Below are 14393 nucleotides of genomic sequence, written 5' to 3' on the forward strand. Positions count from 1 at the left end.
CGGGGAGCGCTGGCCGCCTGCATGCTCACTGCGGCTTCAGCGCCCGGCGCATGATGTCGCGCAGGGCGCGCAGGTCCTCGTCGCTCATCGCCGCGATGGCCTCGGGCGGCTCGGCCATGCGCTCCAGCAGCCGCTCGCGCAGGGCCGCGCCCGCGTCCGTCAGCACCAGCATCTTCACCCGCCGGTCCTGCTCGGAGCTGCGCCGCTCCACCAGCCCCCGCGCCTCCATCCGGTCCACCAGCCCCGTCACGTTGGACGCGTCGCACGACAGGTAGTTGGCCAGGGTGCTCATCGCCAGCGGGGCCTCGCCCAGCTGCCGCAGCACGTGCGCCTGCACCGGCGACAGCTCGAACTCCGCCGCCAGCGCCGGGAAGTTGCGCATGTGCGCGTGCATCAGCTCGAAGAGGAGCGTCCACGCCTGGCGTGGCAAATCCCGCTCCTCCACCTCCGTGGCGGCCTCGCCCCGTCGTCGAGACTCCGCCGGCCTCGTCTTCCGCTCCACGTGCTCGCTGCTCATGCCTTCAATGTAATTCCCCACGAGCACCTAAACAATTGACTTCATCAACCTTTGACGATTAATACATTCCGGAGCTTCCAATTTCGGACGCCCTGGCCTATGCGTCCCCGGGCCCAGGAAGGACAGGGGGTCGGGTGGCCCTGCCGAGGATGAGTCCCATTAGCCCCGGCAGTGTGCGCACCGCTGATTTCCTGTCGTTTCCGAGGCACCCGGAGGAGAAATCCGGGCGCTCGCAGTGCAGAGACAACCCGTAGCAAGTCCATTTGGACGTCGTGGCTCGCGCCGGCGCGGGCCCCTGAGGAGGTAGAGGCGGTATGAGCTCACTTCTGGCGCTGACCCTGGCGGCCACCCTGGCCGCGGCACCGCCGCCCGTATTGACCCTGGAGGACGCACTCTCCCGGGCCCGCAAGGAGAACCTGGACCTGAAGGCCGCGCAGGCCCGCCTGGAGCAGGCGGACACCGCCTCGCGCAAGGCCTGGGCGGGCTACCTGCCCACCATCGTCGCCAGCGGCGCCATCATCCGCAACTCGGATGCGGCCATCATCCCGCCCGGCCCCATCGCCCCGGTGCCCATCACCATCCAGCCGCTGATTCAGCGCCAGGCGCAGATTGAAGTGCGCCAGGCCCTCATCGCCCCGCAGCTGTGGGCCGGCATCTCCGCCGCCTACAAGTCCGAGCGCGTGGCGGCGCTGAACGTGGAGCAGGCGCGGCGCGAAATCCTCTTCGGCGTGGCGCAGGCGTACTACGGCGCCGCGGCGCAGGCGCAGGCCGTGCGCGTGCAGGAGCGGCTGGTGGAGCTCAACGCGGCACGCGCCAAGGACACCCGCGTGCGCTTCGAGGCCGGCACGGTGACGCGCGTGGCGCAGCTGCGCGCCGAGCAGGACCTGTCCCGCGCCGAGCAGGACCTCATCCGCGCGCAGAACGCGGCCATCTCCGCCCGGCTGGTGCTCGCCACCCTGCTGGCGTTCGACGACGCCAACTTCGAGGTGGCCCCGCCGCCCGAGCCGCAGGTTGCCGCGAAGGCGGACCCGGAGCAGCTCTACCAGCGCTCGCTCGAGCAGCGCGCGGACGTGGCCGCCTCGCGTGAGGCCCTGGAGCTGGCGCGCACCAACAAGCTGGGCGCGTGGCTGGCCTACCTGCCCACGCTGGGCGTCAACGGCGCGTACCGCGTCGTCAACGCGGCCGGCTTCACCGGCCAGTCCGACACCTGGGCCATCACCTTCGCGGCGTCCTGGACGCTGTGGGACGGCGGCCTGCGCGAGGCCAACCTCACCGAGGCCTCCGCCCGCATCGCGGAGAGCCGGGCCAACCAGCGCAAGGCCGAGCTGACCGCGCGCGAGGAAGTGAAGCGCTCGCAGCTGGACCTGGAGAGCGCCCTGGCCAACCGCCTCAAGGCGGAGCAGACGGTGGAGCTGGCGCGCGAGTCCCAGCGCCTCACCGACGTCTCCTTCAAGGCCGGCGTGGCCACCTACCTGGAGGTCGCCGACGCCAACACCGCGCTCACCAGCGCGGAGATTGGCTTCGTGAACGAGCGCCTCCAGTCGGCTCTCGCGGCGCTGCGCCTGCTGCGCTCCGTGGGCGCCTTCGAGGCCCGGGCGCTGGACTCGGACCTGAAGGACCCGGACGCGGTGCCGCCGCACCTCCAGCCGCTGCCGGGCGAGTCCGCGCCGCGGCCGGTGGAGCAGCCCGCGCAGCAGCAGCCCGCGCAGCAGCAGCCCGCGCCGCAGCCGGCGCCGCAGCAGTAGTCGCCCGGGCTTCATGGCCCCGGCGCCCATTCCCGGGCGCCGGGCCGCCTGCCCTGGAGCGCGGGTGGCGAGCGGTGCTTGTGAGCGCCCACCACCAGCCCCACCCTCGGGGGAGAGGCATCCACCCTTTCCCGAGGAGGACGTCATGTCGGACGGACAATGGGGGAACTGCAAGGGCTGCAAGTACTTCAGCAGCCACCATCCCCAGCCGAGCAGCGACGAGACGAGTCAGTGCATGCAGCCGGAGCTCAGCAAGTACGAGCTCGAGGTGTCCGGCGACAGCGGCTGCAACGCCTGGGAGGCCCGCGCGGGAGTCGGCGGCACGGCGACGCCCTACCAGGAGCCCGCGCCCTCCATCCACTGAGGGCCGCCGCGCCAGCCCGCGCCGCGGGGCCCCTCAGCCGCTGGAGGCCTCGCGCGCGAGCGGCACCGCCGCCACACCAGGCCCGGTGCGGTAGTAGATGCGCTCCATGAGCCGGCGCTGGTGGACGAGCGGCTTGTCGTACTTGTCCAGCCGCATGCCCTTGTGGCTGTAGGGCGTGCCCGCGACGGTGGGGATGAAGCGCGCGTCGTCGCGCACCTCCCACCACGTCAGCGCGGCCGCCGCGCGCGCCGCCACGGGCAGCAGCGGGCGCATCGCCGGCACCACGCACTTGAGGAACGAGAAGACGTGCAGGCGCGTGGTCGTCGCCGTCTCCGGCACGAAGAAGATGTTGGCGCGGGTGACGAACGGCCGCTGCCTGCCCGTGGGTGACACCCAGCCCACGGTGTAGCGGCTGCGCACCGGGTCGAAGCGCGTCACCCAGTCGTTCTGGAAATAGTCCCCGTCGCGCACGCCGAGCAGCTTCATGAGGGGCGCGGCCCGCTGGGGCGCGCGGTAGTGCACCTCGGTGCGGTCCTCGTGGTTGTGCGCCTCGTACTCCACCTGGTCCGCGCGCGGGTCGTCCCAGCCCAGGCGGGTGTGGACGTAGGGCGTGTGCTCGTCCTCGCTGAAGTTGTCGAGCGACACGTGCAGCGGCGCCTCGAAGAGCTGGGAGAAGGCCCCGCCGTAGACGTACCCGTCGGCCTCCATGTCCGGCATGGCGGACAGCGGCGTGTCCCGCTCGGCCAGCCACAGGTAGTCGTGGCGCTCCACCACCTGGAAGCTGCGCGCGTCGCAGTGGCGCAGGTCCGGCTGGCTGGGGTTGGCGCCCCTGCCCTCCGCGTCGAAGCGCCAGCCGTGGTACGGGCACTGGAGCCGTCCGTCCGCGCGCACCCGGCCCTTCGACAGGGGCGCGAAGCGGTGGGGACAGGCGTCCGCGAGCGCGGCGGGTTTCCCCGACGCGTCCCGGAAGAGGGCATAGGCACGGCCGGCCACCTCCACGCGCACGGGCTTCTTGCCGAGCGAGCGGGCGGGGAGCACGGGGTGGAAGTGACGGATGACGTCGGGCGGGGGCACCATGACGCCCCAAGTATAGCGGCGTGCGTCGGAGCCCGTCCCTCGGCAATGTGAGGCCGGTGTCCCGCTCCAGCGCCTCGCGCGGGCCCTGGTCTATGATGTAGCGCAGTGGACGCTCCCCCCTCCCTCCTGCGCCGCCTCCGGGTGCCCGCCCTGCTCTTCGCCGTGACGGCCCTGGCGGCCGCCACCGCGGCGTTGCACGTGCAGGGCCTGCTGCCCGCGCGGGTGCCCGACGCGGCGGAGCCCTTCCACTACAACGGCTATGCGCAGGTGCTGCGGCACGTGCGGCCGGACGGCGACGTGGACTTCGCGTCGGTGGGCCGCGAGCGCAAGGCGCTGGACGGCTTCGTGGAGTCGCTGGCCTCCTTCTCCCCCCACAACCGGCCGGACGTCTTCCCCACGCCCGAGGACGCGCTCGCCTACTGGCTCAATGCCTACAACGCGCTCGTCCTCCAGCAGGTGGTGGACGGCTACCCGTACCTGGAGTCCGTCCGCCAGCCCTGGCTGGGGCGCTTCTTCTGGGGCCGGGCGTGGCCGGTGGGCGGGGAGCGGCTGACGCTGTGGGCGCTGGAGAACCGCGTGCTGCGCACCGAGTTCGCCGACCCGCGCATCCACTTCGCCCTCTTCCAGGGCGCGCGCGGCGGCCCCCGGCTGGACGGCGCCCACTTCCAGCCGGAGTTCCTGGACGCGCAGCTCAACGACGCCAGCCGCCGCTTCATGGCCGACAAGCGCCACGTGGACCTGGACGGCGACACCGTCCACCTGGCGCGCCTGTTCGACACGTACCGCGACGACTTCCTCCGCGCGCTGCCGGAGGGGCGCGGCGGCAACGTGCTCCAGCTCGTCTGGGCCTTCCTCCCGGACACCTGCGAGGAGCGGCCCGGCTGCGCCACGCGGGGAGACCTGGACCGCGCCTGCGGCCCGAAGCTGGACCGCTGCCACATCGTCTACACGCCGGAGGACTGGACGCTCCCGGACGCCGCCGCCCGCGAGCCCCGTCCCTAGACGTCACGCGGGCAGCCGCTCGCGAGGCCCCCGGCGCGGCGGCTCCTTCCCGTCGCGGTGCACCTGCTTCACCACCTCGGTGCCGCTGCGCTGGAGCAGCCACTTCTCCAGCCCCACCACCGGCAGCACCACCGCCCCCAGCAGCACGGACAGGCCAATGGCCTCCAGCGACAGCGGCGCGGTGCCGAACACCCGCTGCATGAAGGGCACGTACATGAAGGCCAGCTGCAGGACCACCAGCACGCCCACGCCGACGAAGACGGTGCGGTTGCTGAAGAGGCCCACCTTGCGCAGCGAGCCGGTGAGGGTGCGGCACATCAGCATGTAGAAGATCTGGAAGCTGATGACGGTGTTGACGGCCATCGTCTGGGCCTCGGCCAGCGCCAGCGCGTGGCCCACGCGCGGCAGCTCGCGCCGGTACTCCCAGAGGAACAGGCCGATGGCGCCCGCGGCCATCAGCAGCGCCACCATGCCGGTGCGCCTCACCACGAAGCGGCTGAGCACCGGGGCGTCCGGGTCTCTTGGCGCCCGGCGCATGATGTCCGACTCCTTCGCCTCGAAGGCCAGCGGCAGCGCCAGCGACACGGTGGCCACCAGGTTTATCCAGAGCAGCTGCGTGGGGAGCATGGCCATCAGCGGCACCTGCTCGCCCCCGAGGTCCTGGATGGGGAAGAAGGCCACGCCGAACATGAGGATGAGCGCCAGGCCCAGGTTGGTGGGCAGCACGAAGGCCAGGGACTTGATGAGGTTGTCGTAGACGCGCCGTCCCTCCTCCACCGCCGCGGCGATGGAGGCGAAGTTGTCGTCCGTGAGCACGATGTCCGCCGCCTCCTTGGACACCGCCGTGCCCGTAATCCCCATGGCCACGCCGATGTTGGCCTGCTTGAGCGCGGGCGCGTCGTTCACCCCGTCCCCCGTCATGGCCACCACGTGCCGCTTCGACTGGAGCGCCCGCACCAGCCGCAGCTTGTGCTCGGGCGCCACGCGCGCGAAGACGTTCGTCCCCAGGGCCACCTCGGGCAGCGCCGCGTCGTCGACGGCGGCCAGCCGCGCGCCGGTGAGGCCCGACGCGCCCTCCTTCAGCAGCCCCAGCTGCACGCCGATGGCCTCCGCCGTCGCCGGGTGGTCACCCGTAATCATCTTCACGACGATGCCCGCCTCGTGGCACATCCGCACCGCGGCGATGACCTCCTCGCGAGGCGGGTCAATCATCCCCTCCAGCCCGAAGAGCCGCAGCCCGCCGGCCACGTCCTCCTCGGAGAGGCCCGCGTGCGAGGCGGGCACGTCGCGGCCCGCCACCGCGAGCACGCGCATGCCCTGTCGCGCCAGCTGCTCCACCTCCGCCAGCACCGCCTCCGGGGTGGCTCCGTCGTGCGGGGCGCAGCGGCTCAGCACCGCTTCCGGCGCGCCCTTGAGGAGGATGCGCCGGCCCCCCTGCCCGTCCTCGTGCAGGGTGGCCATGAACTGGTGCTCGGACTCGAAGGGGATGGCGTCCAGGCGCGCCAGCTTCGTGCGCGCCTCGTCCACGCGCAGGCCGGCCTTCTCCGCCGCCACCACCAGCGCTCCTTCGGTGGGGTCCCCCGTCATCTCCCACCGGTCTCCCCGCCCCTGGAGCGAGGCGTCGTTGCACAGCGCGCCGGCCAGCAGCAGCTCGCGCACGTCGTCGGGCAGCGCGCCCAGGGGCTGTCCGTCCCGGCGCAGCTCGCCGGTGGGCGCGTAGCCCACGCCGCTGAGCGAGCAGCGGCCCGACGGCGTCCACACCGCCTGCACCGTCATCTCGTTGCGCGTGAGGGTGCCCGTCTTGTCCGAGCAGATGACGGTGGTGCTGCCCAGCGTCTCCACCGCGGGCAGCTTGCGGATGACGGCGCGCCGGGCCGCCATGCGCTGCACGCCGATGGCCAGGGCGATGGTGACGATGGCGGGCAGGCCCTCCGGAATCGCGGCCACCGCCAGGGTAATCGCCACCACCACGGCCTCGCTGACCTCGTAGCCGCGCCACAGCCCCACGCCCAGCAGCACCGCGGACACCGCGAGGATGCCCACGGTGATGTACTTGCCGATGACGGCCAGCGCCTTCGTCAGCGGCGTCTGGAGGTCCGCGGCCTGGCTCAGCAGCGTGGAGATGCGGCCCAGCTGGGTGGCAGGGCCGGTGGCCACCACCACCGCGGAGCCCGTGCCGGACGTCACCAGCGTGCCGCCGAAGACGAGGCTCGCCCGGTCCCCCAGCTCCACCGCCTCCTCCACCGGGGACACGTGCTTCTGCGCCGGCACCGACTCGCCCGTGAGCGCGGCCTCTTCCACCTGGAGGTTGCGCGACGCGAGCAGCCGCATGTCCGCGGGCACCTTGTCGCCCGACGCCAGCTCCACCACGTCCCCGGGCACCAGCTGCGCGGCCGGCACCGAGCGCTTCTGCCCCCCACGCAGCACGGTGGCGCTCTCCGGCACCATCAGGCTGAGGGCCTCAATCGCCTTGCCCGCGCGGTACTCCTGCACGAAGCCGATGAGGGTGTTGAGCACCACCACGGCCGCCACCACCAGGCCGTCCGTCACCTTGCCCATGACGATGGCGAGCACCGAGGAGGCGATGAGCACCCAGATGAAGGGGCTGTTCACCTGCCGCCAGAGCAGCTTCAGCGGCCCCTCGCCCTTCTGCCGCTGGATGACGTTGGGCCCGACGCGCGCCAGCCGCTCGCGTGCCTGCTCCTCGGTCAGGCCCTTCGGGCCACTCTCCACCCGGGACAGCACCGTGTCGGGAGGCAGGGCATGCCACGGGGTAGCCTGGGCGGCGGGCGGCCCGGCGTGCGGCGGCGTGCGCGCCAGGTCTTGGGAAGGGGGCGAGTCGTGCATGAGGCGGCTCCTCCTCGACCAATCTGGTGACGGTGGCCTCCAGTTCCATCCATCTCACGGGCAGGCAAGACGGCCGGAACCCTCCGCCCGGGCTGGAAGCTGGCTCGGTGGACAGCGAATTGCCCTCGGGCGCCGCCTCGTGTCCGCCAGAGGGAAGCTCGGGGCCTGCCGCATTCCGTCGAGGTTCCGCGCCGCCCCTCCAATCCCGCCTCCCAGGGGCCAATGCAACTGGCACTGCAAGTGCAATCCGTCCTCACGGACGATTCGTCCGGGAGGCGTACGTGAGCGCGAAGCAATGGAGGAAGGGGCTGGGGCTGCTGCCCGCCCTGGGGTTGATGGTGGGGTGTGGTGGGGTGGCGGGGCCGGAGGCGGAGGAGAGCGAGCCCCGGGTGGAGGCACAGTCGCAAGAGGAGGCGCTGGATTCCTGCCAGCAGGTGACGCGGTACGAGGACGTCGTGGTGCCCCCGCAGGATGACGCCTACGTCGCGGCGCAGTGGCCGGACGTGAACTGGGGTCAGAGCCCCGAGCTGCTCGTGGATGGGGACCCGGAGATGGAGGCCTACCTGCGCTTCTCCGTCGCCCCCGGTCTGCTCGCGGACGTCACGGTGACGCGAGCGCGGCTCCAGCTGTACGCCTTCGACGGCAGCACGGACGGCCCGGCGCTCCACCGCGTCGGCTCGAGCTGGAACCAGTCCACCCTGACGTGGAACACCCGCCCGGGACGCATTGGCGGTCCGCTGGCGGACCTGGGCGCCGTCACCACCAACAGCTCCGTCGAGTTCGACGTGTCGTCGGTGGTGAGGGGCGAGGGGATGTACGCCTTCGGACTGGTGCCCACCGGTGGCAATGGCGTGGACTTCTACTCACTGGAGCGCTCGCAGCAGGACCAGCGGCCGCGACTGGTGCTCACCGTCGCGCGGACGTACTGCGACCGCCGGGGCACGAGCGGAGACCTCGCCTGGGCCCGGCAGCGCGGTGGGGCGGGCAGCCAGCGGCCGGAGGCCTCGGCGGTGAGCGCCGACGGCAGCCAGGTCGTCGCCGTCTCGTTCGACGCGCAGGCCCAGCTCGGCGGGCAGACCTTCACCTCGCCCTACCACTTCGCCCTGGTGAAGTACGGCCCGGATGGCAGCCACCAGTGGTCGCGCGTCCATGCGCCCCTGGCCTCCACCGACCGCCTCGAAATCGAGGACCTCACCCTCACCTCGCTGGGCAACATCCTCGTGGTGGGCGGCTACACGGGCGCTCCCGACTTCGGCGGAGGCCCCCTGCCCGCGACGACGAACGACGGCACGTACGGGCTGTTCATCGCCAAGTTCTCTCCGAATGGCGGCTTCGTGTGGGCCCACGGCTTCGTGCCCCAGGGTGACGGCGGAAGGTACCTGCGCGCCATCGGCCGCGGGGTGGCCACCGACGCCAACGGCAGCCTCATCGTCACCGGCGACTTCACCGGCCGGCTGGATTTGGGCGGAGGGACGATGGAGTCCGGGCCAGCCCACTCGCAGGACGCCATGTTCCTCGCCCGGTTCTCCTGGGAGGGAGACCACCTGTGGTCGCTGGCCGTGCCGGAGGGCACCAGCAACCCGTGGAGTGACGGCACCAGCGGCCATGACGTGATGACGAATGCCTCGGGACAGATTTTCGTCGGCGGTGCGGCGGGCACGGGACGGCTGGGCGCCACGTCGGACTCGACGCCGTTCATCGCCTCGTACAGCCCGGCGGGGGCGCTGCTCTGGTCCAAGGCCTTCAACGACGCGGAGGGCACCGTGCTCTCGCTCGCGCGCATGCCGGGAGATGCGGTGGCCTTCGGTGGCTTCTTCTCCGGCGACATCACCTTCGCGGGCACCACCATCACCAGCCCGCCCGACGAGGTGGGCCTGCCCCGGCACAACGGGTTCCTCGGGGTGGTGTCCGCCTCGGGCAGCGAGACCTGGGCCCGGGGCTTCGGCGGCAACGGCCAGGACTACTTCCATCACCTCGGCGCGGATGCGGCAGGCAACATCTCGGTCGAGGGCCGCACCTTCACCACCATCGACCTGGGGGGCGGCGTGGTGGGGCACTCGACGCAGGTCAACCCGTTCGTGGCCAGCTACGGCCCCACGGGGGCGCACCGCTGGTCTCGCGTGCTGGACCCCTACCTGGACACCTGGGGCCTGGACGTCCTGCCCGATGGGCACACGCTGGTGCGCGGCGTCTTCTCCCGCCCCGTCACCGTCGATGGCACCGTGCTCACCCCGCCGGACGACAAGGGTGAGCTGCTGTTCCTGAAGTTCGAGCCGTAGCCGGAGGGCCTGGCCGGCGCTCAGTGATGGGATGCACCGCCCCCCGGCCGCGTCCGGGGGGCGGTGCGCTGGCACGAGGGGCCGCGGTGGAAGCACGCGTCCAGGGGCCGTCCGAAGAAGCGGCTCACGGCGCTACGGCCACAGGCTCTGCCACTCGGTGAAGAACTGCGCGTCCCGGACGACACAGGCGTGCGGGTCCGTGGGGCACAGGCCGGTGGTGCTGGTGATGCGGCGCCACTGCGCGTTCATCCGCTCCGGGGCCCAGTGCCTGGGCGCATCCGGGTCGCAGCTGTCGCGCGTGTAGTCGGTACCCGTCTGTCCGCGCGCGATGAGGCCGCGGTACGTGTCCGCGCCCGTGGGCGTGGTGAACGGCGGCAGGGTCCAGCTCGCGGAGGTCCCCGTGTTGCCGAGCGCATCGCAGGGCGAGGCGAGCATGACGACGCGACGCACGCCGTAGTCCTTGCCGATGACGCCCGCGTGGCCACCGCCCTGTGAGTGCCCGGAGACGATGACCTTCGCCGGGTCGAGGCGGCACAACAACGGGATGCAGGAGGGATTCTTGAGGAAGCTGCCCCAGCCGCCGGCCGGGTCGCCCGTGTCACGCAGGTACACGAGCAACCGGGTGAGCCGGGGGATGATGGCGTCCTCCGGGTTCATGGACGTCACGGCGCTGCCGGGCTGGACGTCGCCGGTGATGAGGGTGCGGCGGGTGGGGAGGAAGCAGCCATCATTGCTCCCGCAGAGCATGCCGACGGCGGGAAGGTTCTGGTACGTGAGCCCGATGACGCGGTAGCCCCTGGAGCTGGCGCTGGCGTAGATGCTGTGGTCGGCATCCGCGTAGTTGCCGCTGAGCAGGTTCTCCGGCTTGCCGCCCGTGCCGGGCAGGAAGACGACGAGCTCCGCCTTCGCCGGAACCTTGGGACGGATGACGACGTGCGGGTCCGGGTAGCTCCCCGAGCCGGGCGTCCCCGCTTCCGCCGGCGTGACGAAGCGACAGACGGCGCCCGTGGGGCCGGTGCAGGCACTCACGCCCTGCTGCACGCTCTCCACGGGAGGAGCCGTCCCCGGCTCCACGGAGGGCTCGGCGCCACAGCCCATGGCCAGTCCCAGCCCCAGCGCCAGCGGGGCCCACCACCGCATCCACGTCGTCGGCTTGCTCAAGCAGTCGCCTCCTCACTGGCCAGCCGGCTCATTCCCGCTGGCGACGGCCGCTCCCACGGCGCGCTCCGGCCTCCAACACCATCCGTGAATAATGGTTGCGGAGCGCCTGCGCTTTCCGGTCGGGGCGCGGGTGGTCTGAGGCGTCCATTCACGGTAAGCCAGGGGGAAGTCTGGGCCCCGGCCCGCGGGAGGACCTCACCATGACCGACCCCCACTCCATCGCCGCTGGCTTCGTCACCCACGAAGTCACCAACCAGCCTCCGCCGCTCGTCTACGACGCCTGGAAGACGGACACCGTCCTGCGCGAAGTGGTGGCCCGCGAGGGCGGCGGCTGGGCCGAGGCCGACCTGGCGAAGTACGGCCCCCTGGTGGGCGGGGAGATGCAGCAGCTGGCCGTCCTCGCCAACGAGAACAAGCCGAAGTTCCGACCGTTCGACCGCTATGGCCACCGCCGCGACGAGGTGGAGTTCCATCCCGCCTACCACCGGCTGATGGAGCTGGGCATGGCCCACGGCGTGTCCGGCTTCGCGTGGCGCAACGAGGCGACGCCCGGGGCCCACGTGGCCCGCATGGCCCTCTTCTACCTGCACAACCAGGCCGACCAGGGCACCAGCTGCCCGCTCACCATGACGTACGCCTGCGTGCCCGCGCTGCGCCACCAGCCGGAGCTGGCGCGCGAGTGGGTGCCGCGCGTGAGCTCCGCCACGTACGACAGCCGCTTCATCCCTGCGGCCCAGAAGACGGGCAACACCGTCGGCATGGGCATGACGGAGAAGCAGGGCGGCTCGGACGTGCGCACCAACACCACGCGCGCCCAGCGGATGGGCAGCGCGCGCGGGCCCGGGCAGCCGTATGCGCTCGTGGGCCACAAGTGGTTCTTCTCCGCGCCCATGAGCGACGCGTTCCTCGTGCTCGCGCAGGCCGAGGGCGGCATCTCCTGCTTCCTGATGCCGCGCTTCACGCCGGACGGCGAGCTGAACGCCATCCGCATCCAGCGGCTCAAGGACAAGCTGGGCGACTGGAGCAACGCCTCCTCCGAGGTGGAGCTGCACGGCGCCTTCGCGTGGATGGTGGGCGAGGAGGGGCGCGGCGTGTCCACCATCCTGGAGATGGTCGCGATGACGCGGCAGGACTGCATGATTGGCTCCAGCGGGCAGATGCGGCAGGCGCTGGTGCAGGCGCTGCACCACACGCGGCACCGCACCGCGTTCGGCAAGCGGCTCGTGGACCAGCCGCTGATGCGCAACGTGCTCGCGGACCTGGCGCTGGAGTCCGAGGCCCACCTGACGCTCACCGCGCGCGTGTCCCGCGCCGTGGACGCCAGCCCCCGCGACGCGAAGGAGGCCGCCTTCGCCCGCATCGCCACCGCCGTGGGCAAGTACTGGGTCTGCAAGCGCACGCCCGTCTTCGTCAACGAGGCGCAGGAGTGCCTGGGCGGCGCCGGCTACGTCGAGGAGGCCAACCTGGCCCGCCTGTACCGGCAGGCCCCGCTCAACTCCATCTGGGAGGGCAGCGGCAACATCCAGTGCCTGGACGTGCTGCGCGCCGCCTCGCGCGAGCCGGCCAGCCGCGAGGCCCTCTTCGCGGAGTTGCTCGCGGCGCAGGGCGGGCACGCGGCGTACGACGCGGCGACGGCGCGCCTGCACAAGGAGCTGGCCAACACGGACTCCATGGAGACGCGCTCGCGCTTCATCGTCGAGGGGCTCGCCGTCGCGCTCCAGGCGTCGCTGCTCATCCGCGCGGGCAACACCGCGGTGTCGGACGCCTTCTGCGAGTCGCGCCTGGGCGGTGCCCATGGACAGACGTTCGGCACGCTTCCGGCGCACGCGCCGATGCAGGCCCTCATCGAGCGCGCCTTCACCGAGGAGGTAAAGTGATGTGGACGCTCGATGAGGTGCTCACCACGGCGGCGCGGAAGTACGGCACCCGCGAGGCGCTCGTCACCCCGGGCCGGCGCGTGACGTTCGCCGAGCTCGACGCGGCCGTCACCCGGATGGCCGGCCACCTCCAGACGTACGGCGTGGGGCCGGGCGACAAGGTCGCCGTCTTCGGCCGCAACACGATTTCGTGGGTGGTGGGCTTCCTGGCGACGCTGCGGCTGGGAGGCACGACGGTGCCCCTCAACCACAAGCTCGCCCCGCCGGAGCTGGCCTTCATCCTGGGCCACAGCGAGAGCAAGCTCCTCCTGGCTGACAAGGACCTGGCCACGGGCGTGCCCGACAGCAGCCGTGAGAAGTGCCGCGTCCTGCTGCTCGGCGGGGATGACACGCTCGACGGAGTCACGATGTTCGGGGCTCCGGCGCCCGCCGTCCGCTCGCAGCGCGCCTGTGCCCCCGGCGACGTCGCGGAGATTCTCTACACGTCCGGCACGACGGGGCTGCCCAAGGGCTGCCTGCACTCGCACGCCAACGTCCTCTTCGCGGGCATCGCCAGCAGCCTGGCCTATGGCCTGGACTCCACCGACCGCGTCCTGCTGGCGATGCCGGTGTGGCACAGCTTCCCGCTCAACAACCTGCTGCTGGGCAGCCTCTACGTCGGCGCCACGGTGGTGATGATGCCGGAGTACCACCCGCTCGGCATGCTGGAGACGATTCAGCGCGAGCGGTGCACGCTGTTCTTCGGCGCCCCGGTGGCCTTCCTCATGCCCCTGCGCGTCGTGCCGGACTTCGACCGGTATGACCTCGGCAGCGTGCGGACCTTCCTGTATGGCGGCGGCCCCATCGACGCGGACACCTCGCGCCTGCTCGCGAAGCGCTACCGCACCGAGCGCTTCTTCCAGATTTTCGGCATGACGGAGACGGGCCCCACGGGCACCCTGCTGCGGCCGGAGGAGCAGGTGGCCAAGGCGGGCTCCATCGGCCGGTATGCCGTCAGCGGCTGCGACGTGAAGGTGATGCGCGACACGGAGACGGAAGCCGGGCCGGGCGAGGTGGGCGAAATCTGGATGCGGTGCCAGTCGATGATGCTGGGCTACCACCGGGACCCGGAGGCCACCGCCGCCGCTTTCCATGACGGCTGGTACCGCACGGGAGACGTCGCCCGTATCGACGCGGACGGCTACCTGTTCATCGTCGACCGGCTGAAGGACATGATCATCACCGGCGGGGAGAACGTCTATTCGAAGGAAGTGGAGGACGCGCTCGCCAGCCATCCGGACCTCGTCGAGTCGGCGGTCATCGGCATTCCGCACCCCGACTGGGGCGAGACGGTCGCCGCCGTCCTCGTCCTGAAGCCGGGCGCCACCTTCGACGAGAGCAGCCTGCGCGCCCACTGCGAGGCCCGCCTGGCGCGGTACAAGTCGCCGCGCATCTTCCACGTGGCGGACACCCTGCCCCGCACGCCCTCGGGCAAGGTCCTCAAGGTGGAGCTGCGCAAGAAGTATGCGCGGGCGTGAGCGTGCA

At 71.8% G+C, this 14393-nt stretch carries 10 protein-coding genes; 6 read left to right on the top strand and 4 right to left on the bottom strand.

Annotated features, from left to right (window positions below):
- Positions 1-25: 25 nt before the first annotated feature.
- Positions 26-517, bottom strand: coding sequence for a MarR family winged helix-turn-helix transcriptional regulator (locus ACX9TP_RS41485; protein WP_482976213.1), 492 nt, complete (start codon positions 515-517; stop codon positions 26-28).
- Between the two features lie 314 nt (positions 518-831).
- On the opposite strand from ACX9TP_RS41485, the gene ACX9TP_RS41490 reads away from it, so the two are divergent.
- Together ACX9TP_RS41490 and ACX9TP_RS41495 are read left to right on the top strand one after the other, a co-directional pair.
- Entirely contained in the window at positions 832-2262 is a 1431-nt protein-coding gene (locus tag ACX9TP_RS41490) for a TolC family protein (protein WP_482976214.1), read from the top strand.
- A 145-nt stretch (positions 2263-2407) separates the two neighbouring features.
- Entirely contained in the window at positions 2408-2626 is a 219-nt protein-coding gene (locus ACX9TP_RS41495) for a hypothetical protein (RefSeq protein WP_482976215.1), read from the top strand.
- 33 nt (positions 2627-2659) lie between these two features.
- On the opposite strand, the gene ACX9TP_RS41500 is transcribed toward ACX9TP_RS41495, so the two are convergent.
- Positions 2660-3703, bottom strand: a complete 1044-nt coding sequence (locus ACX9TP_RS41500) for a Rieske 2Fe-2S domain-containing protein (RefSeq protein ID WP_482976216.1) — start codon at positions 3701-3703, stop codon at positions 2660-2662.
- A gap of 105 nt (positions 3704-3808) precedes the next feature.
- Here ACX9TP_RS41500 and ACX9TP_RS41505 point away from each other — a divergent pair, with 105 nt between their 5' ends.
- Positions 3809-4705: a DUF547 domain-containing protein gene (locus ACX9TP_RS41505; protein WP_482976217.1), complete on the top strand. Its 897-nt coding sequence runs from the start codon at positions 3809-3811 to the stop codon at positions 4703-4705.
- Between the two features lie 3 nt (positions 4706-4708).
- On the opposite strand, the gene ACX9TP_RS41510 is transcribed toward ACX9TP_RS41505, so the two are convergent.
- A complete protein-coding gene (locus tag ACX9TP_RS41510) occupies positions 4709-7552 on the bottom strand; it encodes a cation-translocating P-type ATPase (RefSeq protein WP_482976218.1) in 2844 nt (947 codons plus the stop codon).
- A 281-nt stretch (positions 7553-7833) separates the two neighbouring features.
- On the opposite strand from ACX9TP_RS41510, the gene ACX9TP_RS41515 reads away from it, so the two are divergent.
- Complete coding sequence (locus tag ACX9TP_RS41515; RefSeq protein ID WP_482976219.1) at positions 7834-9831, top strand: CBM96 family carbohydrate-binding protein; 1998 nt, start codon at positions 7834-7836, stop codon at positions 9829-9831.
- A gap of 132 nt (positions 9832-9963) precedes the next feature.
- Here the strand turns inward: ACX9TP_RS41515 and ACX9TP_RS41520 are convergent, their stop codons facing one another.
- The gene (locus ACX9TP_RS41520; protein ID WP_482976220.1) at positions 9964-10992 is read right to left on the bottom strand and encodes a BPSS1187 family protein; all 1029 of its coding nucleotides are present in this window, start codon (positions 10990-10992) and stop codon (positions 9964-9966) included.
- Positions 10993-11192: 200 nt separating this feature from the next.
- Here ACX9TP_RS41520 and ACX9TP_RS41525 point away from each other — a divergent pair, with 200 nt between their 5' ends.
- Together ACX9TP_RS41525 and ACX9TP_RS41530 are read left to right on the top strand one after the other, a co-directional pair.
- A complete protein-coding gene (locus ACX9TP_RS41525) occupies positions 11193-12869 on the top strand; it encodes an isovaleryl-CoA dehydrogenase (protein WP_482976221.1) in 1677 nt (558 codons plus the stop codon).
- Positions 12869-14386, top strand: a complete 1518-nt coding sequence (locus ACX9TP_RS41530) for a class I adenylate-forming enzyme family protein (protein ID WP_482976222.1) — start codon at positions 12869-12871, stop codon at positions 14384-14386. Before ACX9TP_RS41525 ends, ACX9TP_RS41530 begins: the two co-directional genes overlap by 1 nt.
- The last annotated feature ends 7 nt before the right edge of the window (positions 14387-14393 follow it).

Source organism: Pyxidicoccus sp. M15, from assembly GCF_056858435.1.

What these genes read in the sequence shown, in the direction of transcription:
- ACX9TP_RS41485 (WP_482976213.1), bottom strand. Translation starts at nt 517, where the DNA reads ATGAGCAGCGAGCACGTGGAGCGGAAGACGAGGCCGGCGGAGTCTCGA.
- ACX9TP_RS41490 (WP_482976214.1), top strand. Translation starts at nt 832, where the DNA reads ATGAGCTCACTTCTGGCGCTGACCCTGGCGGCCACCCTGGCCGCGGCA.
- ACX9TP_RS41525 (WP_482976221.1), top strand. Translation starts at nt 11,193, where the DNA reads ATGACCGACCCCCACTCCATCGCCGCTGGCTTCGTCACCCACGAAGTC.
- ACX9TP_RS41500 (WP_482976216.1), bottom strand. Translation starts at nt 3,703, where the DNA reads ATGGTGCCCCCGCCCGACGTCATCCGTCACTTCCACCCCGTGCTCCCC.
- ACX9TP_RS41495 (WP_482976215.1), top strand. Translation starts at nt 2,408, where the DNA reads ATGTCGGACGGACAATGGGGGAACTGCAAGGGCTGCAAGTACTTCAGC.
- ACX9TP_RS41530 (WP_482976222.1), top strand. Translation starts at nt 12,869, where the DNA reads ATGTGGACGCTCGATGAGGTGCTCACCACGGCGGCGCGGAAGTACGGC.
- ACX9TP_RS41510 (WP_482976218.1), bottom strand. Translation starts at nt 7,552, where the DNA reads ATGCACGACTCGCCCCCTTCCCAAGACCTGGCGCGCACGCCGCCGCAC.